Genomic DNA, 20925 nt, shown 5'->3' on the forward strand with positions numbered 1-20925 from the left:
CCGGGCCAGGCACCTCCGTGCCGGGCCAAAAGCCGGACCGCGCGGCTCCGCACCGGTCTGTGCGGGGTCACGTCGGTCCGTAACGTCGGCTGCGGTCTGTGCGGGGCGACGTCGGTCCGCATGGGTCGGCTGCGGTCTGTGCGGGGTCACATTCGTCCGGCGCCCGTTCGGCATCCACTCGGCGCCCGTTCGGCATCCATTCGGCTCCCGGCCGGCACCGGTTACGTCCGGCCCACGTGGCCCCTTCGGTCCGCAGCGGGTCGTGCCAGGTCACATTGGGGGCCTGCCCGTGGAGCGGCGGCCACGGGGTCCTGCCACTGCCGCCGCTCCACGGTCCCCCCTCGGTTCCCCCACCTCTAGGGTGTATCCAGCCGTACCGTCCTATTCACCCGACCGGGCAGGCGCTCGGAGTGAAGCGGGGGAGCGGAAGGGGGCGCTTTCGCCCCGCGAGCTGTCCCGCTGATCACTACACGCCTACCGTCAAAGGTGAGGGCACGTGTGTACGGGCGGGGAGGTACGGCATGGCGGGTCGGGGCGGCGATACGAACCGTACCGGCGTCTTCGGCCGGACCCGGGAAGAACACCGGGGGCAGAACCGGGAAGCCGGCGGGGCCGAGTACCGGGAAGCGAGCCGGGCCGAGAACCGTGAAGCGAGCAGGGCCGAGAACCGCAGGGCGAGCCGGGCCGAGGACCGGGACCGGGGCCGTCCGGACGGCGGTGACCGCACCGGCGGCCCCGCCGGCACAGACGTCCTCGTCCGGATCCACGATCTGGCCGGCCGTCCCCGCGGGATCGGCTTCCTCGCCGACCACCGCGGCACCCTCCTCACCAGCCACGAGGCCGTGGACGGCCTGCCCCGGCTGGTGCTGCGGGCCGCCGGGGGCCGCAGCTGCGTGGTCGGCGCCGACGCCGTCACCGCGCTGCCCGCGCTCGACCTCGCCCTGGTGCGCACCGAGGGCCTGCGGGTGGACCCCCTTGCGCTGACCGTCCGGGACCGGATCGAGGCCGGCACCTATGTCCGGATCGCCGCGGGCTGCTGGCGCGAGGCGCGGGTGCTGGCCGCCACCCGGGTGACGTACGCCGCCACCGACCGCTTCCACCTCCTCGACGAGGCCCTCGAACTGGCCATCGGCACGGCCGGCCGGGACGCGCTGCGGCTCGGCGGCGGCGCGGCCGGGGGACCGGTGCTGGATGCGACCACCGGCGCGGTGCTCGGCATCCTCGGCACCGCCCTGCACTCCGACCAGCGCGACGCCGGCTTCGCGGCCCCGCTGCGGCCGGCCGACGGTCCGCTGGCCGAGCTGCTCGCCCGCAACGCCGCCACCGTGCCCGCGTACGGCGCCGACCTCAATCTGGCCGGCGTCCTGGAGCTGACCGCCACCTCCGTGGGCCAGGACGGCCCGCCGGGCGCCCTCGCCGGGTATGTCGGGGCGGCCGGTCCCGGTCCGGTGCGACCCGTGCAACGCGCCGACGTCCTCGGTGAGTTGGACGCCTTCATCGGCAGTGACCGCACCGTGCTCGGTCTGGTCGGCGACCCGGGCAGCGGTCGTACCACCGAACTCACGGCCCTTGCCGCCCGGTGCAACCGGAGCGAGCGGCCCGCCCCCACCCTGTGGCTGCGCGGCGCCGACCTGAAGGACGCCGACGGCTCCGTGGCCGACGCCGCCCGCCGCACCCTGGAGCGCGCGGCCCGGATCGTCGCCGCCTCCCGCTCCGTGTGCCCAGCCGACCTCGGCGACTTCACCCCCGAGCGCCTGGCCCGCCTCGCCGGACGGGCCGGCCGGCCGCTGCTGCTCCTCCTCGACAGCCCCGAGGAGATGCCGCCCGTCCTCGCCCACCGGCTGTCCGCCTGGACCAGGGGGACGGCCCAGTGGCTGCGGGCGACCGGGGCCCGGCTGGTGGTGGCCTGCCGGGAGGAGTACTGGGAGCGCGCCGGAGCGGAGTTCCCGGCGGACCTCCGCCATGCGCCGGCGGGCGGAGGGGCCCGCCTTCCGTCGTGCGTGCGGCTCGCGGACCTCACCGAGGAGCAGGCCCGGCGGGCCCGCTCCCGCTACGGCATCCCCGACGGCGCCCTCACCGGCCGTGACGCCCGGCACCCGCTCACGCTGCGCCTCCTGTCCGAGGTCCGCGCCGCGCTCCCGGACGCCCCGCCCGCCCGGCCCGTCGACCGGCACGAGGTCTTCGCCGCCCACCTCGACCTGATGTGCCTGCGCATCGCGGTCCGCCTCGCCGCCGAGAACGGGCTGCGGGGCACGGCCGTACGCCGGCTCGCCGCCCGGGTGGCCGGGCAGGTGCACGAGGCCGCCCGGCGCAGCCTCGGCCCGGGCCAGGGCGAGCTGGACCGGGCCAACTTCGAGGCGGTGTTCCCCTGGGGGCCCGCCCCGGCCCGGCTCGGCGGCGGCTCCGGCTGGGCCTCCGCCGTCCTCACCGAAGGCCTTCTGGTCCCGGCCGGCAGCGGCTATCGCTTCGCGTACGAGGAACTGGCCGACTGGATCCAGGGCATGCACCTCGATCTGGACGAGGCCCTGCACGCCCTCGTGCACCGTCCCCGTACCCCGCGCGGAGCCCACCCGCTCCCCGTCCCGCACCACCGCATCGGCCCGGTCGTCCAGGCCCTGCTGCTCCTCGGCCGCCAGTACGGCCACCGTGAACTCTCCCTCCGCCTGGGAGAGTTGACCGGAGCGTTGGACCTGGACCCCACCTCCTGGTGGGCCGCCCGGCTGCTCACCAGGACCCTGCTCCAGCTCCCCGACGCGACGCCGTACACCGAGGTGCTGCGTCTCCTCGCCGACCGCATCGTCCACCGGCGCCGCGCGCAGCGGCCCGTACCGGCCGAGTTCGGCCCCGCCTTCTGGCTTGCCCTGCCGGTCTCCGACACCGAGCGCTTCGCACTGCTGCGGGAGCTGGTCCTCGGAGACGGGGCGCCGTCGGAGGCGGGCGGCGCGGGAGAACGTGGCGGCGCGGGAGAACGTGGCGGCGTGGGTGAGCGTGGCGGGGCGGGTGAGCGTGAGGGAGCGGAGGAGCGTGAGAGCGGGGAGGAGCGTGAGAGCGGGGAGGAGCGTACGGGTGTGAGCAGGCACCGGGGTACCGAGGAGAGTACGGGTGCGAGCAGGCACCGGGGTGCCGAGGAGAGCGATGGCGCCACCGAAGACACGGCTGTGGAGGAGCGGTACCTGGACGCCGTGGCACGGTTGCTCGCCGCCGACCCCGCCGCCGTGCAGCCGCACCTCGTCCGCTGGTTCGACGACGAGCGGCCGCTGCCCGCGACCCCGCACGCCACCGTGGCGACCGCCGCACAGGCCCTGCTGCACACACACCGGCGCGGCGCCCTGGACAACCTCACCGAGGTACTCGTGACGAGCGCCCACCGCAGGGCCGACGAACTGCTCACCGTCCTCGCCGAGGACGAGACCCCGGCGGTCTGCCGGGCCGTCGACCGCTGGGCGCACGACGAGCGCCCCGACCGCCGGGTGGCGGCGGTGGCGTTCGCGCTGCGCGCCGCCCCCCACGTCCGCTCGGCGCCCGACCGGGAACTGCTGCGCTACGCCGCCCTCGCCCTGCTCTCCCGCCCCGCCGACTGCACCCTGCACGGCGGTGCCCTCGCCCTGCTGGTCCGCGACCCGCACACCCGCGACCGTCATCTCACCGAGGCCCTGCGGCACTTCGCCGACGGCGACCCGCAGATCCCGCCCGGCGCCCTGGTCCCGGCCCTGACCTCGCACACCGAACCCGTCCTGCAGGCCTTCCGCGCCCGTCTGCACCACGGTCCGGACCCGGGGGAGACCCTGCGCACGCTCGCCGACGTCACCACCCCGGCCCTCGCCCGCAGGGTCGCCGCCCTCGTCCGGGAGACGGTGGGAGCACGGCCGGAGACCGCCGGGCACGTGGCCGCTTACGTGGACGGTTGTCTCGACCAGGGGCCCGCCGTCCGCTCCGTCCTGCTGCCGCTGGTCACCGGCCTCCTCGACGGCGGTCCCGAACAGGTCCGGGTGGCCCTCGCCCCGGTGCTCGCCGCCCCCGGCGCGCCCGCCTCCCGGCTGCTGCGCCGCGAGCTGCTGGACTTCCTCCTCGCCCGCGAGCAGGACCCGGACGTCCTGGACGCCCTCCTGCGCGCGGCCGCCCCGCACGGCGACGGCCGGGACGCGGATCTGCGCGCGCTGGTCCACCGCACCGGTCTGCTCCTCGTCCGCACCCCCGACGGCGCGACCCGCTTCGACTGGAGCCTGGTCGTCCTGGCCCGGCAGGTGCCCGGATTCGCCGTGCGGATGGCCCGCTGGCTGGCCGAGACCCCTCAGGACTGGGCCGTGGTGGTGGGACCCAGCGCCCGCCGCATGATCGAGAACCTGGCGGGGGTGCGGGTACCGGCCTGAGCCGGGCCGCGAACGTGCGCCCGGTCACAGCCCCCATGCCGATGCGGGCCCGGGGCACCCGGCATGGCACCCTTAGACCTGCACAACAGGTCAACGGTAGACACGGACACGGGTTCGAGGAGCGGTCACAGTGCAGCGCTGGCGTGGCTTGGAGGACATCCCCCAGGACTGGGGGCGCAGCGTCGTCACCATCGGTTCCTACGACGGCGTCCACCGCGGCCACCAGCTGATCATCAAGCATGCCGTCGACCGCGCCCGCGAGCTGGGCGTCCCCGCCGTCGTGGTCACCTTCGACCCGCACCCCAGCGAGGTCGTCCGCCCCGGCAGCCACCCGCCCCTGCTCGCCGCGCACCACCGCCGTGCCGAGCTGATGACGGAGCTGGGCGTCGACGCGGTGCTCATCCTCCCCTTCACCACCGAGTTCTCGAAGCTGTCGCCGGCCGAGTTCGTCGTCAAGGTGCTGGTCGACAAGCTGCACGCCAAGGCGGTCGTCGAGGGCCCGAACTTCCGCTTCGGGCACAGGGCGGCCGGCAACGTGGAGTTCCTCACCGAGCAGGGCAAGATCTACGACTTCGAGGTGGAGGTCGTGGACCTGTACGTCACCGGCGAGGCGGGCGGCGGCGAGCCGTTCTCCTCCACCATGACGCGGCGCCTGGTCGCCGAGGGCGACGTGGCCGGCGCCCGCGAGATCCTGGGCCGCCCGCACCGGGTGGAGGGCGTGGTCGTCCGCGGCGCCCAGCGGGGCCGCGAGCTGGGCTTCCCCACGGCCAACGTCGAGACGCTGCCGCACACCGCGATCCCCGCCGACGGCGTGTACGCCGGCTATCTGCATGCGCAGGACGAGATCATGCCGGCCGCGATCTCCGTCGGCACCAACCCGCAGTTCGACGGCACCGAGCGCACGGTGGAGGCGTACGCCATCGACCGCGTCGGCCTCGACCTGTACGGGCTGCACGTCGCCGTCGACTTCCTGGTCTACGTACGCGGCCAGGCGAAGTTCGATTCGCTGGAGGCCCTGCTGGAGCAGATGGCCGAAGACGTGAAGCAGTGCCGGGAGATCGTGGCGGCGGAGCAGTAGGCCTTCTTCGGCCTTCTGCGCGCAACGACAGGGCGGCCGGTGCGGAACACGCACCGGCCGCCCTCTTTCATGCCGTCCTACTGCTGGGGCGGCTGCTGCCCCTGCTGAGGCTGGGGGTACCCCTGCGGCGGCTGCGGGTGGCCCTGCTGCGGGGGGTAGGGCTGGCCGGGAGCCTGCGGCGGATAGGGCTGCTGGCCCGGGGCCTGCGGGTGCTGCTGCTGCGGCTGTGCCTGCTGTGGCCCGGTGTACAGCTCCTGACCGGGGGCCTGCGGGTACGGCTGGCCCTGCTGCGGCGGATACGGCTGCTGCCCCTGCGGGTAGGGCTGTCCCCCCTGCGGGTAGGGCTGTCCACCTTGCGGGTAGGGCTGCCCCGGCATCGGCTGTCCGGGCATCGGCTGGCCCGGCATCGGCGGGGCGGCCACCGGCGGCGGGTTGCCGTCGCTGGTCCACAGCCCGTGCGACTGCTGGTGCCGTACGAGGTCCTCGGCGACCATGGCGGCGAGGTTGAAGTACGCCTCCCGCACCTTCGGCCGCATCATGTCGAGGTCGACCTCGGCACCGGCGGCAAGATGCTCGTCGAAGGGCACCACGATGACGCCGCGGCAGCGCGTCTCGAAGTGCGACACGATGTCCTCGACCTTGATCATCTTTCCGGTCTCGCGGACCCCGGAGATCACGGTGATCGACCGTGACACAAGGTCGGCGTACCCGTGCGCGGACAGCCAGTCCAGCGTCGTACTGGCGCTGCTCGCCCCGTCGACGGACGGCGTCGAGATGATGATGAGCTGGTCGGCGAGGTCGAGCACCCCGCGCATGGCGCTGTACAGCAGCCCCGTGCCGGAGTCGGTGAGGATCACCGGGTACTGCTTGCCCAGTACGTCGATGGCGCGCCGGTAGTCCTCGTCGTTGAACGTGGTCGACACGGCCGGGTCGACATCGTTGGCGATGATCTCCAGACCGGAGGGCGCCTGGGACGTGAACCGCCGGATGTCCATGTAGGAGTTGAGGTACGGGATCGCCTGGACCAGGTCACGGATGGTCGCCCCGGTCTCACGGCGCACCCGGCGGCCGAGCGTGCCGGCGTCCGGGTTGGCGTCGATGGCGAGGATCTTGTCCTGCCGCTCGGAGGCGAGCGTCGAGCCGAGGGCGGTGGTCGTGGTGGTCTTGCCGACACCGCCCTTGAGGCTGATGACCGCTATGCGGTAGCAGGACAGCACCGGCGTGCGGATCAGCTCCAGCTTCCGCTGGCGCTCGGCCTCCTCCTTCTTCCCGCCCAGCTTGAAACGGGACGCGGCGGCAGCGGGCCGGCCGCTCTTCGCCTTCTGCTTGCGGTTGTTGAGAAGCCGGTCCGAGGAGAGCTCCACGGCCGCGGTGTAACCCAGCGGGGCCGCACCCGGGTTGGTCGGCTGCCGCTGGTCGTGCTGGATGGGCTGTGGCCAGGCGGCACCGGCACGCGGGTCGGCGGGCGGCTGCGGGACCTGGGCGGCCGGGTCGGACTCGGGGTTCTGCGGGGGCAGCGGCTGCTGTCCCGGCTGCGGGAAGCCGTAGCCGGAGGGCGGGGTGGGTCCGCTCGGGGCCGGCTGCTGTCCCGGCTGAGGGAAGCCGTAACCGCCGGGCTGGGCCGGGGGGTTGGGCATGCCGGGCTGCGGGAAGCCGTAGCCGGACTGGGGGGCGGGTCCGTTGGGGGCCGGCTGCTGTCCCGGGTGGGGGAAGCCGTAACCGCCGGGCTGGGCCGGGGGGTTGGGCATGCCGGGCTGCGGGAAGCCGTAGCCGGAGGGCGGGGTGGGTCCGCTCGGGGCCGGCTGCGGTGCCGGTGCGGCGGCCCCGGGCTGGGCGGCCGCGGGGCCCTGGACGCCGGGGGCTCCCGGGGCGTAGGGCTGGCCGGGCTGCGGCGCGGGCTGCGCGGGAGCGGGCGGAGTCGGGGCGCCCGGCTGGTTCCAGGCGGCGGGGGCGGGCTGCGGTGCCTGCGGCTGGAACGGCGGCTGCTGCCCGGGCACGCCCGCGGGCCCCTGCGCGGCGGCCGGCTGCGGCTGACCGGGCATCGGGCCCGGCTGTGACTGCGGCGGCGCGGCCTGTGCGGGCCACTGGGCCGCCGGAGCCGGGGCGGCGGGCTGGTACGACGGCGGCAGCGGGGGCATCCCGCTCTGCGGCGCCGGCGGGGGAGCCCAGGCGGGCGGTGCGTCCTGGGGGGCGGCGGGGGCGGCCGGGGCAGCGTCCTGCACGGCGCCACTCTCGGGCGCGCCCTCCGGCGGCACCGCCGGTACCGCCGGCACCGCGTCCGTGGACTTCGGTGCGTCGGAATCGGCGCCGGACGCGGCATCGGCTGCGGCGCTGTCCCGCGACGGACCGGCGGCATCCTCGGCGACAGCGCCACCCTCGGCCTTGCCCTCGCCCTCGGCCCTTCGCTCATCCTCGGCGTTGCCGTCGCCCGCGGCCTTGCGCTCGACCTCGCTCCCGGCGGACTCGGAGGTCACCGCGGCACCGGCATCCGTCCCTCCGTCACCCGCCCCTGCACCATCCGTCCTTCCAGCATCCGTAGCCGCGGCGCCCTCGGAGCCGTCGCCCCCGGCGCTCTGCCCGGAGCCGTCCGCAACGGGGCTGTCTGCAAGGGAGCTGTCCGCACCGGAGGTGTCCGTACCCGAGCCGTCCGCCGAGGCGGCGGTCTCCGCTTCGCCCCCGTCGCTCCGGGCACCCTCGGCGCCGGTGGCGTCCGTGTCGTCCCCGCCGGCCGGTCCGGCACTCTCGGCGGAGTCGGCCGAGGAACCCGCGTTCCCGGCCGCGGTGGCCGCCTGCTCGGCAGCCGCGCGTTCCGCGATCTCGGCCATCTCACGCTTCAGGGCCACGGCGGAGAACCTCATGGTCGCCCCGCTCTCGAGGTCCCCGTTGTCCGGCTCGGGCATGGCCGCAGCGGCCGGAGCCGGGGCCTCGTGCTGGGACGGCCCGGTCTGCTGCGGCTGCTGCGGCTCGAACCCCTGGGGAAGCTGCGGCACCGGAAGCGGGTTGCCGGCCGGCGGCGCGGGAGGAGCGAAGGGCGTCCCGGGACCCGCGGCCGGAGCCGGCATGGTGTACGGCGTCCCTGCGGCGGGAGTGGTCTGACCGTACGGCGTCCCTGCGGCGGGAGTGGGCGGACCGTAAGGGGCCCCCGGGGCGGGAGCGGGCGGAGTGGGCGTGCCCGTGGCCGGAGTGGACGGAGCGAAAGGCGCGCCGGACGCGGACGCGGGAGGCGCGGGAGGGGCGGGCGGAGCCGCCGGGGTGAACGGGGCCCCGGGCGCCGCCGTACCGGCCGCCGGAGTGGCGTGCGGCGGCGGAGTCGGCCCCGGAACGGGCGCTTGCGGAGGGAACGGCGGAAGCGGCGCGGCACCGGACCCGGCCGGGCCGCCCGGCATGCCCGAACCGCCGGAACCGCTCGTGTCGCCGGTGCCACTCGCACCACCGGGACCGGGGGCGGCCGGTGCCGCACCGTCCGTGGTGCCGGAGCCCCCCGACGCCCCGGTCGTCCCGGACGCGTTCTGCGTGTACCAGGCGGGCGGGGCGTAGTCGATGGTGAACTCGCCGGTGGTCTCGAAGGCCGAATCCGCGTCGGGCTGGTCATCGCCGGGTGTGGCCCAGCCCCCGCGGATCCCGTCCCGATCGCTGCTCACAGTTCCTCCTGATGTGGTCGAGCACCCTCATGCCGTGCCGGGGCGACCATGTCGTGTCGTTCACGTCGTCCGTTGTCGTTCGAGGCAGTCCGATCCACCGGCCTTCCCCCTGGGCCGACGACGCCTGGTCCACGGGTTCTGGCATCGCGCCCGCTCCCAGCCTAATCACCACGGGGCACACCTCGGCAGGCCCGCCCGCCTCTCAACCCACGCGCATCGGTGCAAGCTGCGAACAAACCACGAAGAAACCACGCACGAGTGACGAGCACGCGGCGAACAAATGGGACAAGAAAGGCCAGTTCAGTCCATCCGGCGCGGTGTGCCCAACAATCCGGTCTCGGCATCGGTGGGTTGCGTCATCACATACTGCCGGTCGCGGTCGGTGCACCAGAGCGTCACACCGTCGGGCAGCGCGGGCAGCGACTCCACCTCGGTCCGGGACAGCCCCATGGTGCGTCCCAGTTCCGCCGCCTCGTCCGGCGAGACCCGCTGGATACCGGCGAGCCGCGCCTGCCGCAGCAGTCTGGGCGCGACCGGGCTGAGATACGGCAGCAGGGTCAGCACGGACTGCCAGGGCCCCGAGACCACGCGCCCGCGCGGCGGGCGCATACCGCAGTCCCGCACCACCAGCACCGGCGTCCCGGCCGACGCACCCTGCGGCGGTACCCGCCCCACTTCGTACACGGCGAGCCCGTTCTGGCCGCCGCCCATGGCGTGCACCATCTGCATCCAGGCCTGCGGCCGACCGGTCTCGACGGCGACCCGCGCCCCCGTGGCCGCCGTACGCAGCGCCAGCACCTGTGCCGTCCACAGCCCGCCGATCAGCACGACGTCGTACGGCGTGGGCCGGTTGATCCCCAGCACGGCCGGCTGCCCTTCGGCATCGACCCCGGCCACCACGCCGTCGTCCCCGATGGGCAGGGCGAGCATCTCCAGGTGCTGCACGGGCACCGAGTGCCGTCCATGCCGGGGTCCGATCAGCCCGAGTCCGTGCCGCAGTTGGTCTCCCACCCGTCGCAGCCCGGAGGCCGTCGAGGTCTCCGTCGTGCCCGGAGCCCCGGAAGGAGCCGTCGTCATCGTCGGGATCGTGGTCATCGCACACCTCCGAGCGGCAGCGTGGCCAGCATGCCGGGCAGTTGCTCACGGTCGAGCCGGGCCAGCCCGGCCCCGGCCTGCCGCGCCGCGCTCTCCAACGCGCGCCGCGCGGCCACGAGTTCGTCGTCACTGCGGCCGGTCACCCGCAGATGTCCGCACAGCGACACCTCCTGCCGCTCACCCTGCGCGAGGGTGAGGCTGAAGGTGGTGGCCAGCGCCGGTATGGCCGTCACGAGTGCGACGAACTGCGGCAGCGACTCGCCGCGGCCGCCGCCCAGTTGGGGCCACCGCCTGACCCAGTACGTCGTATGCCGCCGGTTGTCGCACCGCCAGCTGCGTCCGGACTCCTCGGTCCGCCGCTCCCGCACCTCGCTGCGTCCCGCCTCGGCGGTGACCAGCGGGTTGGCGCAGGCCGACGTGGCGAGTGCGGCGATCAGCTCCTCCTCGTCGAGGACCCGGGCCCGGAACCCGGCCCCGGTCAGCCGGCTGGCAAGATGGTCGGCCGCCCGTACGAGACACTTCTGCGCCCCGAGCAGTCCGCCCCCGCGCGCGGCCACGGCTTCGGCGCTCAGCTCGGGATCGAACTTCAGCGCTATCCACGTGATGCGCACCGCCGGGGCGCCCGTCTGCTCCTGGAGCGGCAGATAGTTGGACACGGCCACCGACTGCTGCGGCAGGTGCAGCGCGGGTGCCGGCTGTGTGTGCAGCACGATCTGCGCCGACTCCAGCCGGATCCCGTCCACGTCGAGAGCGTCCTGCACCAGCCTCAGCGGCAGCGGCTGCCGGGTCCGCTCGGCCCGCAGCGCGGTCGCGTCGGCCTCCACCTGGAGCAGCGCGGTGACAAAGGTCCCGTCCCCGGCGATCCCGACCGGCCGCCGGTCGCGCGCCCTGTAGGAGTACGTCCGCAGCGCGGGCTCGCATTCGAGCGCGGGCACCAGGGCCGGTTCCGTACCCGGCGGTATCGGGGTGTTCGCGGCCCGACGCCGACGCGCCTTCAACTCCCGTGCCGTGCCCAGCCATTCCGGGAGCGAACGGCCCCGGCGCCGGGCGAAGGCCAGGAGCACCAGGGCCACGGCGACGACCGCGGCAGGCGCCATCGCGACCATCCCCACGGCCCAGCCGACGAGCAGCACGGCGGCTGCGATCTCCACCAGAACGATCCGTTGCAAACGGAATGAACCGGCCTGGCCCGGTCGGGGCCGGAGGCCGAGCGTGACCGGCTGCTGCGCCGCGCCGCGCCGAGCCGACGCCTCACGTGGCGCCGACGCGGACGCATCCGTACGACCGCGTGCCGCCGACCGGCCGCGCGATCGCGTCCGCGTTCCGGAAGCCATCACTCCATCCCCCCCGTTTTGCTCACAACTCGCTGGAACCAGGCGCCTGCACACGACCCTTGAAGGCCCAGGTACCCTACCCGCTCCACAGGACTCGCCCCGTACCAGGCATAGTAGGGGCCGGGTCCGACAACGGAGGGCGGGGGAGCTGTTCCCCGAGCGCACTTCGCGTGAGACACGGGGAGAAACGGGCACAGATGGCATCTCGGCGGGACCAACTCAACGCCTACACCTTCGCGAAGCGGCGCATGCTCGCGTCGTTCGTGCAGTCGTCACCGGATGCCTCGGACGAAGGCGCGCCGCGGCCGCTGCGCGCCGTCCTGCCCGGCACGATCGTCGGCGTGGTCGTCCTGGCGGCCTTCGGGGCCTGGGGCATGTTCAAGCCGACCGCCCCGCAGGGCTGGGACGATCCCGGCCAGAAGGTGATCATCGCCAGCAAGTCGACCACCCGGTACGTGGTGCTGCGGACCAAGGGCAAGGTCCAGCTGCATCCGGTGCTCAACATGGCGTCGGCCAAACTCGTGCTGAGCAGCCAGAGCGACGTCGACGTCGTCACCGTCGACGAGTCGATCCTGGACAGCGGCAAGATCCCGCACGGCGTCACCATCGGCATCCCCTACGCCCCCGACCGGCTGCCCTCCAGCCAGGAGGCCGGCGCGGCCAAGCGATGGGCCGTCTGCGAACGCCCGAGCGGCAGCGGCGACTCGATCCAGAAGGCCGCGTTCGTCCTGGCCAAGCGCGACATGCAGAAGACCGAGGGCGCCAAGCAGAAGCTGCACGGCGGCGAACTCCTCTACGTCGTCACGCCCGAGAAGACCCGCTACGTCGTGGACGCGCGGGGCTGGGCGTACAAGGTGGACAGCACCGACCCCCTGCTGCTGCAAACCCTCGTGGGCGCCAACCGCGATCCCCAGCACGTGACCCGGGAGTGGATCGACACCCTGCACCCCGGCGACCAGATCACGTTCCCGCCGATCGACGGCACACCGACCGCCCCGGCCCACGCCCCCGGCCAGCTGGACAGCCAGGCCAACCGCGTCGGCATGGTGCTCAGGGCCCCGGTCAACGGCGAGGAGAAGTACTACGTCGTCCTGCCGGGCCGCGTCGCCCCGATCTCCGACTTCGTCGCCCGACTGCTCCTGGCCAGCAAGCCCCTGGTGAAGCTCAATCAGGCCGGGCACGAACTGGAGGTCAGCCCGGGTGCCATCAACCCGGGGCAGCCGTTCGGCGCCGAGCACAAGTGGCCCACCGAGATGCCCAGCGCGGTCAACGAGGCCTCCACGGCCGGCGGCAGCCGCAACACCATCTGCAACGTCCTGCGCGACGTCGACGCCAAGACCGGCGAAACGACTCTGAGCACCTGGGCGGGCACCGAGTTCCCGGCCGTCCTGCCCACCGGCTCCTCCAGCGCGTACGTCACCGCCGGCTCCGGCCAGCTCTACCGCCAGTTCCAGAACAAGGAGACCAAGGCGGGCCCGGTCTTCCTGGCCACCGACACCGGCCTGCGCTACGCCCTGCAGTCCAACGACGACAGCGCGACGAACGACGCCGGCATCGGCACCACGGCCAAGGAGCGCCAGGAGCTCCAGCAGGAGGCCAAGCTGGCGCAGACCCACCTCGGGTACGGCGATGTGGATCCCACGCCGATCCCCGCGGCCTGGTCGGAATTCCTGCCGACGGGCCCGCGCCTGTCCACGTCGGCGGCGCGCCAGCCGCAGGGCCAGTAAGGGGGCATCCGATGTCGTCCACGCGCAGCACCACGCGGCCCGGCCTCCGCACCCGTACCGCCCTGGCCGCGGCCCTGGCCACCGCCGCCTCCGTCCTCCTCCCGGCGTCGCAGGCAGCGGCGGACGAGGGTTCGGACCAGTGCACGTTCTCGAAGACGAACCACAAGTACGCCAGCACTCCCTGGGCCCTGCAGCGCGTCAACCTGGACGAACTGTGGACCCAGTCGAAGGGCGAGAACGTCAGGGTCGCCGTGATCGACACCGGCGTCGACACGAGCAACCCACAGCTCACCCACGCGGTGGACGGATCCCTGGGCGCCAACTACCTGCCCACGAAGGACGGCAAGGGCAAGCCGGTCGAGGGCGCGAAGTCCAAGCCGACCACGGACACGGTGGGCCACGGCACCCGGGTGGCCGGCATCATCGCCGCCCGCCCCATGCAGGGCACGGGCTTCGTCGGCCTGGCTCCCAAGGCCACGATCATCCCGATCAAGCAGAACGACGCGGAGGGCCACGGGACGTCCGGCACCCTCGCCAAGGCGATCCGGCACGCGATCCAGGTCAAGGCCCAGGTCATCAATGTCTCGCAGGACACCACGAACGCGATCAAGCCGGACGACGACCTGCACCGCGCGGTCGACGAGGCACTCGCCGCCAAGATCGTCGTCATCGCCTCCGCGGGCAACGACGGCGTGGGCGGCAATGTGAAGAAGACGTATCCCGCGTCGTTCGACGGAGTCCTCGCCGTCGCGGCCTCGGACCGCAACAACGAGCGTGCGGCGTTCTCCCAGTCCGGCGACTTCGTCGGCGTCGCCGCCCCCGGCGTCGACATGATCTCCACGGTGCCCAAGGGCGGACACTGCTCGGACAACGGTACGAGCTTCTCCGCGCCGTACGTGGCCGGCGTGGCCGCGCTGATCAAGGCCAAACACCCCCAGTGGACCCCTGCGGAGGTCGTCGCCCAGATCGAACAGACGGCGGAACGCTCCATCCCCGGCCACGACATCCGGGTCGGCTGGGGCGTGGTGGACCCGGTCCGCGCCCTCACCGAGGACGATCACCCGATCGAGTCACCGCATCCGGACTCGGGCCTCAGCCACGCGGAGGCTCCCACGGCCGCGAAGCTCACTCTGGGCGAAACCCCGCAGGAACGCACCGCCCGCATCGCGACCTACGTGGCCATCGGCGTCGCGGTGCTGGTGGCGGCCCTGGGCGGGGGAGCGGTGGCACTGCGGGACACGCGGAGGAGGCGGCGCTCCCTGGAGGGCCGGGCATGACGTCCATGAGCGTCCTGCTGTTCCTCCTGCCCGCGGGCCCGACGGCCCTGGCGTGCGGAAGGCCCACCCAGGACGCGCCGGCCGGACGTACCCGCGACACACGTGCGTGCTCACGATGACGAGCCGGGCGGGGGAGTGCTGAGGGCAGCCGCCCTGTGAACACTCGGCCGTGCCCAGCCGCCTCCGACAGCGGTACGGACCGGACGTCTTACGAGCATGCGTCGGAGCGCCCGACGGCCTCGGTGTACGTGGTCGCCAGCTTCTTCATGGCCGGCGCATCGCCGAGGTCCGGGACGCGGACCCGCACCGAGGTGTAGAGCAGATGGCCGCTGCGGCCGGATTCCCTGCATCCGTCGACAAGCTTCACGGCGCCCGTCCCGCTGTAGAGGAAGCGGTCGTCGGCGGACTGCTCGGCTTTCCCCAGCTGAGGATTGGCGTACGCGACCGTGTCGAGGGACACGTCGTCCGCCCACCACTGGAGGTTCGCCATCACCGCCCACTTGCCGTCGACGTCCACCCGGCACAGCCTCCTGGAGGGCACGAGGTGCGTCTCGACAACCGTGACCTTCTTGCCGGCGGGGAGAAAGGGGGAGACCAGGTCCGGATCGACCGAGACGCCGCACAGCGCCGTGGGGACGTCGTACTCCTTCTTCGCAGAGGGGCCCGAGCATCCGGCGAGCACACCGAACGCCGCGAGCACCGCTGTGACCGCCGCGGCCCGACGAGCCACCATGTGTCCTGCCTCCTTCGGCCGGCTCGTCACGGACATCAGATGTCCGTGACGAGCTCGGCTCCGACTCGCTCCATGTAGCTGCCGCCTTCAAGGAATCCCTGCGAGGAGGAATCCTCCGCCCAAGTGGACACATCACCGGTGTTCGACAGGTGATAGGCCCTGGCTGCGTCGAAGGCGGCCTTCCTTGTGTACTTCATGTTGTTCTCGTTGCCGTCCTGCCAGTTCTTGCCCATCTCGCCACCGGCATCGTCCTTTGCGCTGCCCTCGGCGTCCTTGAAGAGCTCCTCCAGCATCATGCTGGTCGCCGTTCCCGCGGCGCCGCCGACTCCGGCGCCGACCGCGGGAGACGCGATGAAGGACGTGCCGACGCCGACGCCGGTGCCGACTCCTCCGGACAAGAGGTTCTTCCACTGGGCCACCGAGTGGTCGAAGTCCTTGTCCTTGGCATCGGCCGGACCCGCGACCGCTTCGTTCCGGCCCATGGCCAAGGTCCCCGAAACCTGCCCGGAGTGGCGCGCGACGTCCCGGATCGTGAGCTCCACGTCCTGATTCGGGCGCTGGCTCTCCGGCAGGTCCGGATTGAGGTGGTACTCCATCAGCTTGCCCATGTAGTTCTTCTGGCCCACTTCGACGGCCGCATATCCCTTGGGGTCCTGGCCGACGGCGAACAGGAACCGCGTCGCTTCGCGGCGGTCGAGTTCGGCACCCGCGCCTTGGACGGGGTAGAGCTTCTGAACGCGGTCCCAGGCCGTCCGGCCGTCGTCGTCGCCCTTGCTCGGGTGCTGGTCCACATCGGTTGTCGCGCGGTCGATGTCCGGAAGGTACTCGGAGGCGATCTGACCGATGCTGTCGGACATGTAACTGTGGTCCGTGAGCCGTCCGTCGTCGTCCGAGACCGACGAGACGATGCTCTCGAACAGCTTGGCCTGGCCCGGATTGTGCGCGGGTGTGTCATCGGTCGGCAGCTCACCCGCGGGATGCCCGGTGGCGGCCGCCTCCAGCGCCGAGGCCAGGTTGTCGCGGCCGTCGGTGCTCTCCCCCCGGCTGAGGTCGCTGTTGCTCTCGTGCGGCCAGTGCCGCTCCTCGAAGAGGTACTTGAAGTTGGAGACGGCGCTCTTGTGGTCGCCGTCCTTCGGGATGAAGTCGTCGTTGAAGAAGTCGGTCGCGGCGTCGGGGCTGTTGGAGAGGCCCTTGAGGTAACCGGACATCGGATCCCAGCCGGAGTCGCCCGGCATGTGATTCAGATACGGGTCGAAGCCCAGCCGCTGCCAAGCCACGTGTTTGCCGTCGCCGGTGAACTTCCGTTCCGTCTCCATGAGGCTCTTGCCGTACTGCTTCATGAAGTCGTCGTCGTAGTCCCCGGCCCGCATGAGGTTGCTCATGACCTGGAAACCGAGAATGTTGCCGCGTCTGCCCTGCACCGGCTGGTCGCCGATGTCGACCATGTGCCGCTTCCAGTCGGTCATGCCGGCCGAGTCGCTCTGGCTGGCGGTGGCGAGGGTGAGTCCGAGATTCCTCTGCAACTCGCCCAGCTGCTCCCGCCGTTCCCGGGTGAGGTCCGGCGCGACGGCCGGGTCGCTGACGCCGGCCCAGAAGGCCAGGGTCTTCTCGGGGCCGAGGTCCCTGGCGAAGCGCTCCGAGAACAGCGGATCGTCGTGGTACTTCTTCAGCCCCGCATTGAGCCGGTCGAAGTCCTTGACCGAGAGGTCGTCCGGGTCCTTCTTCGCCAGCTTCGCCAGTTCGTCGGCCTCCTTGACGGCGTCCGCCGCGGCATCCCGGTCTTTGTAGGCGGCGTCGGAGAAGCCCGTCGCGCTCTGGTCCGCGATTGCCGTCAGGACCGTCCTGGCCGAGTTGTCGCTCTCAGTGGCCTTGCTGAGGATGCCCTGGATCTCGTCGCGGAGGGCGTCCACGTCCTTCTGACTGGTCGCGCTCGTGTTGCCGCTGGGGTCCGACTGCCAGTCGGGGCGGGTGCTGCCGGTGACCGTGAATCCGCCGTGGCCGGTGTCGATCACGGTGAGGTTCTTGCCCTGCCCCCGCGAGACCGCCTCGGTCAGCTGCCGGTGGTAGTCCTTCAGTTCGTCCCGGGTGTCTTTCAGGATGTTGCTGATGGTGGTGGCCTGCGTGTGGGCGTCGGTGAACTCACCGGCGGTCCTGCCGATGAACTCCTTGGACACCTGGGCGTTCACACCGACCCAGTCGGCCTTGTTCGCGGCCTTGTGCAGGCCGCCCTCGGCGTCCTTCTTCAGTTCTTCCAGGTGCCCGACGAGCGTCGACCAGTCGGTGACGGCATCGTCGAGGAGCTTGAAGTTGGCCTGGAACAGGGCGCTGAAGTCCATTGGCTGTCTCGTTCCCTGGGGGTAGCGGTCTCGGTCGGGGTGACGGGTGGTGTCGTGGTCTCCTCCCGGCGCCGCTACTCCTTCTTCTTGCTCTTGTCCTGTTCTCCGTAGGAGTTCTTGTCACCCGGAGCCCCCACCCGCTCGTCGAAGCCGGCGTCCAGCGTGTCGATGCTGCTCATCTGCCGCTGGATGTAGTGCTCGTCGTTCGCGTGGATGCTCTTGGTGACCTGCATGTGATTGGAGATCTGCGCGCACGCGTCCATCAGGGACTTCAGCTGGTCCTCCCAGCGGTTCGACACATGCTGGAGCCCTGACCCGACGGCGAAGCCCTGCTTCGACAGGTCGCCCGCCGCGGAATCACTGCTGGGGACAGCGACGCGGGCCTTGTCCCAGAGCTGGTTGTAGAGATGGTGCGCGGCGCCGCCGATCTTCACCAGATCGTCGTGCCCGACCTTGAGGTCACCGGTCCGGCTGGGCTGTGCGGTGTACCCGCCCCCGCCGTCGACCTGGTTCAGCTGCATGCGCGCCGACTTGCCCTCGGTCGCCCGTGCCTTGAGCTGCTCCCACTCGTCCCAGGCCATGGAAGGACCCCCCGTTCCGAAATTTCGGCATCAGGTCAAGCTAGCAACCCGTGCCGACAAAAATCTTCCCCAAGTCTCGGATGTCTGACTTGCCGTGCGTGAAAGTTCGGTGGAGTCGCACCCGCCCGGCTCTTGTGCGGAGATGTGCTGGTTGCCGAGGCCCGGCGGTGGTCGAACCGTCCGCCCGGGCGACAGCCCTTCCTTCAGGGTGAGGTTTTGTGATTGCAAAGTTCACGTCTCGACGGCGCCGGAGATCCCGGCCGCCGGACGGGTGTGAAACTTCTGCGCAGATGTCCGGACGCTTCTGCCTGCATTGACCGCCTTGTCGGCCTTGGGTGACTCCGGAGCCGGTTACTTCGGGACACCATTGCAACTGAACCGTCGCAGAGTTCAGTTGGCCGCGATTTACTCAGTGACTACAGTGGTCAGGGATGGATCCGGGGGGTGCGTGACCGCTGCCCGGTCTGTTGACGGTTGTACGAACGGGGAGACGGGGAAGTGGTCGCGGTGAGTGACGGTGGCGGCTCGAATCTGAAGCGCGGCGTCGATGCGCTGTCCAAGTTCAAGGACGACGTGGACAAAGCCCTGAACAGGTTCGAGGAGTCTCCGGGCAGTTCGTCCAAGATCGCCCATCATGCGCTCGACCGTGCCTCGTTCAGTGGCCCTCAGATCCCGTTCGGTGAGGCGAACAACCTGTTCGATCGGTACGGGCATGTCCACGAGCGCCTCAAGAGCCTCTCCAGGACCCTGGGGCTGCACATCGAGGCTCTGACGCTCGCCTCGCACGCGGCCGACGCCACGTACGACCTCTCCGAGGACGAAGTGAGGCGTCGCTTCTGGAAGATCAAGTCGCAGCTCGACGACGAGTTCGAGAAGGCGAAGCGCGAGGACGACCACAAGGGCAAGCACAAGGACGAGCAGCCGCGGAAGGACACGAGGCAGCACACTGACCAGAAGTCTGCGGGGGTGGATTCCAAGTGAGCGACAACTGGCAGCAGAAGCCCGAGTACCAGTCCGGCATGAAGCAGGTGGACGCACAGTCCGCCGCCGCCACGGCGTTCGGGCAGGTGAAGAATTTCCTCAGGGGTACGCTGCTCGGCTCGACCCAGTTCGATGACAGCGATCTCAACGACATGATCGATCTGGTCGAGCATGCCAACCCCGAACATCTGGAGCTGGCCGGAAAAGCCCTGTGGGACGCCCGCGATGCCATCGGCATCGCCGCGACGGATCTGCGCGAGAACATCCGCAAGGTCTTGGAGGACTGGGAGGGCGAGGGCGCCAAAACCTTCCACACCTGGACCAAGTCCCTCCTCGATTTCACCACGGAGCTCGAGCAGTACGCGCACATGGCGGGTACGGAGATCTCCACCGCTGCCACGGGCCTGGCCTCCGTGCGCAAGTCCATGCCGCCGCGGGACACCCGGCCCGCCGACGAGCAGAAGCGGCCCTGGACGCTGCCCAAGGCCAAGCAGGTCGAGAGCAACTCGGACTACACACTCGCCAAAAAGGTCGAGAAGGATCGTCAGGACGCCATCAATCAGATGGTCCGGCTGGGTTCGTTCTATTCGGTGGCGGCGGGAGGGCTGACGGTGAACGATCCGCCGAAGCCGATCGCGGCGATTCCGGATGTCGGGGTGCCCCGGCCGAACATTCGTGACGAAGCCCGGCGCCCGATCGACTCAGGGGCGTCGACGCCGCAGGCAATGGTTCGACGAAGCGTGCCGGGCGATCACGGCACGGCGACCGCTCCCCATGCGACGGTGAGTGCCCCCCACGGAACGGCGACAGGCGGGGTGGTGCCGCCCCTCAAGGAGGTTCACGAGCCCGTCGGGTATCCGGGGCACGATGTAGGCACGGAAATCAACACCGTGAACACACTGCCTCCCCCGGCACCCACCGCTCCGCCCGCGTCCCCAGTGCCTACTGTGCCGACCGCCGGTGGAGGCGGGCCGACGCCTCCGCCGATTCCGGGCCCTGTGGTCCCTCCGATCGCGCCGACCGTCGGACGTGCCCCCGGCTATGGCCCGACCGGCCGCCTGCCCGTGTCCGCGCAGGGCCGAACCGGTCCCTCAGGTACCGGAGGCGGTCGAGTCCCGCAGGGGCCTGTGGGGCGTGGCGGCGCCGGTGGACGCGTACCGCAGGAGCCCCTGGGGCAGGCTGCACGGGCCACGGGGCGTGCGACTCCGATGGGGCAGTCGCCCATGAAGGGGGGCACGCAGCAAACCGGGCGAGCGCCCATGGGCCGTGGTGTCACGGGTGGAACACCGAGGATGACCGGTACGTCTGGAGGACGTGCGGGCACCTCCGGTCCCGTCGGCGCTGGGCGCAGCGGGGTCGTGGGTGGCAAGCCGGTTCCCGGGCGGACGTCCGGAGCGACGTCCAATCCCCGAGTGCCGCGCGGTATGGTCGTCGGCGCCGAGGAGCCGACTTCCTCCACGCCGCCGAAGGGTGTTGTCGGCCAGCGAGGGGTCGTCGGAGCGCCTACGGCGAAGCCGGAGCCCGGTGCGAGTCAGGCGGTGCTGCGCTCGGCGGGCAGCCCCGAAGGTGCGATCGGTGCATCCCGGAAAAACGCCGGCTCGGGACTCAAGGGGTCCGAGACCAATGGCGGCGACACGGGACGCGGTCGCGGCGTGGTGGGCAATCGACAGGGCCCTGGCGGCGAGACCGGTCGCGTTGCGGGGGGCGCCGAGAAGGAACAGCATCGCGCGGCGCAGAAGCAGCGGCGTGATGTGCCACCGAAGAGTGACTGA

At 71.9% G+C, this 20925-nt stretch carries 12 protein-coding genes; 6 read left to right on the forward strand and 6 right to left on the reverse strand.

Annotated features, from left to right (window positions below):
• Positions 1–521 precede the first annotated feature (521 nt).
• On the forward strand, positions 522–4370 hold the full coding sequence (locus tag ACZ7P3_RS30275; protein ID WP_472086448.1) for a trypsin-like peptidase domain-containing protein: 3849 nt from the start codon (positions 522–524) through the stop codon (positions 4368–4370).
• Between the two features lie 130 nt (positions 4371–4500).
• On the forward strand, positions 4501–5448 hold the full coding sequence (locus ACZ7P3_RS30280) for a bifunctional riboflavin kinase/FAD synthetase (protein ID WP_472086449.1): 948 nt from the start codon (positions 4501–4503) through the stop codon (positions 5446–5448).
• A 77-nt stretch (positions 5449–5525) separates the two neighbouring features.
• Here ACZ7P3_RS30280 and ACZ7P3_RS30285 read toward each other — a convergent pair whose 3' ends face one another.
• The 3 genes from ACZ7P3_RS30285 to eccE form a co-directional block, all read right to left on the reverse strand.
• The gene (locus tag ACZ7P3_RS30285; protein WP_472086450.1) at positions 5526–9089 is read right to left on the reverse strand and encodes an SCO5717 family growth-regulating ATPase; all 3564 of its coding nucleotides are present in this window, start codon (positions 9087–9089) and stop codon (positions 5526–5528) included.
• A 300-nt stretch (positions 9090–9389) separates the two neighbouring features.
• Complete coding sequence (locus ACZ7P3_RS30290) at positions 9390–10184, reverse strand: hypothetical protein (RefSeq protein WP_472086451.1); 795 nt, start codon at positions 10182–10184, stop codon at positions 9390–9392.
• A complete protein-coding gene (gene eccE / locus ACZ7P3_RS30295; protein ID WP_472086452.1) occupies positions 10181–11518 on the reverse strand; it encodes a type VII secretion protein EccE in 1338 nt (445 codons plus the stop codon). Before eccE ends, ACZ7P3_RS30290 begins: the two co-directional genes overlap by 4 nt.
• 197 nt (positions 11519–11715) lie before the next feature.
• Between eccE and eccB the strand changes: the two genes are divergently transcribed.
• Positions 11716–13245, forward strand: coding sequence for a type VII secretion protein EccB (gene eccB, locus ACZ7P3_RS30300; protein ID WP_472086453.1), 1530 nt, complete (start codon positions 11716–11718; stop codon positions 13243–13245).
• Positions 13246–13256: 11 nt separating this feature from the next.
• Positions 13257–14522: a type VII secretion-associated serine protease mycosin gene (gene mycP / locus ACZ7P3_RS30305; protein WP_472086455.1), complete on the forward strand. Its 1266-nt coding sequence runs from the start codon at positions 13257–13259 to the stop codon at positions 14520–14522.
• Positions 14523–14730: 208 nt separating this feature from the next.
• Here mycP and ACZ7P3_RS30310 read toward each other — a convergent pair whose 3' ends face one another.
• The 3 genes from ACZ7P3_RS30310 to ACZ7P3_RS30320 form a co-directional block, all read right to left on the reverse strand.
• Positions 14731–15255 carry a hypothetical protein gene (locus ACZ7P3_RS30310; protein WP_472086456.1) on the reverse strand — a complete coding sequence of 175 codons (525 nt, stop codon included), beginning with the start codon at positions 15253–15255 and terminating at the stop codon, positions 14731–14733.
• Between the two features lie 35 nt (positions 15256–15290).
• Positions 15291–17591 (reverse strand): hypothetical protein, encoded by a 2301-nt coding sequence (locus ACZ7P3_RS30315; RefSeq protein ID WP_472086458.1) that lies wholly within the window; start codon positions 17589–17591, stop codon positions 15291–15293.
• Positions 17592–17665: 74 nt separating this feature from the next.
• Positions 17666–18172, reverse strand: coding sequence for a hypothetical protein (locus ACZ7P3_RS30320; protein WP_472086460.1), 507 nt, complete (start codon positions 18170–18172; stop codon positions 17666–17668).
• Positions 18173–18670: 498 nt separating this feature from the next.
• On the opposite strand from ACZ7P3_RS30320, the gene ACZ7P3_RS30325 reads away from it, so the two are divergent.
• Together ACZ7P3_RS30325 and ACZ7P3_RS30330 are read left to right on the forward strand one after the other, a co-directional pair.
• Entirely contained in the window at positions 18671–19153 is a 483-nt protein-coding gene (locus tag ACZ7P3_RS30325; protein ID WP_472086462.1) for a hypothetical protein, read from the forward strand.
• Complete coding sequence (locus ACZ7P3_RS30330; RefSeq protein WP_472086464.1) at positions 19150–20925, forward strand: hypothetical protein; 1776 nt, start codon at positions 19150–19152, stop codon at positions 20923–20925. Before ACZ7P3_RS30325 ends, ACZ7P3_RS30330 begins: the two co-directional genes overlap by 4 nt.

It is taken from the genome of Streptomyces sp. NPDC107581 (assembly GCF_055657175.1).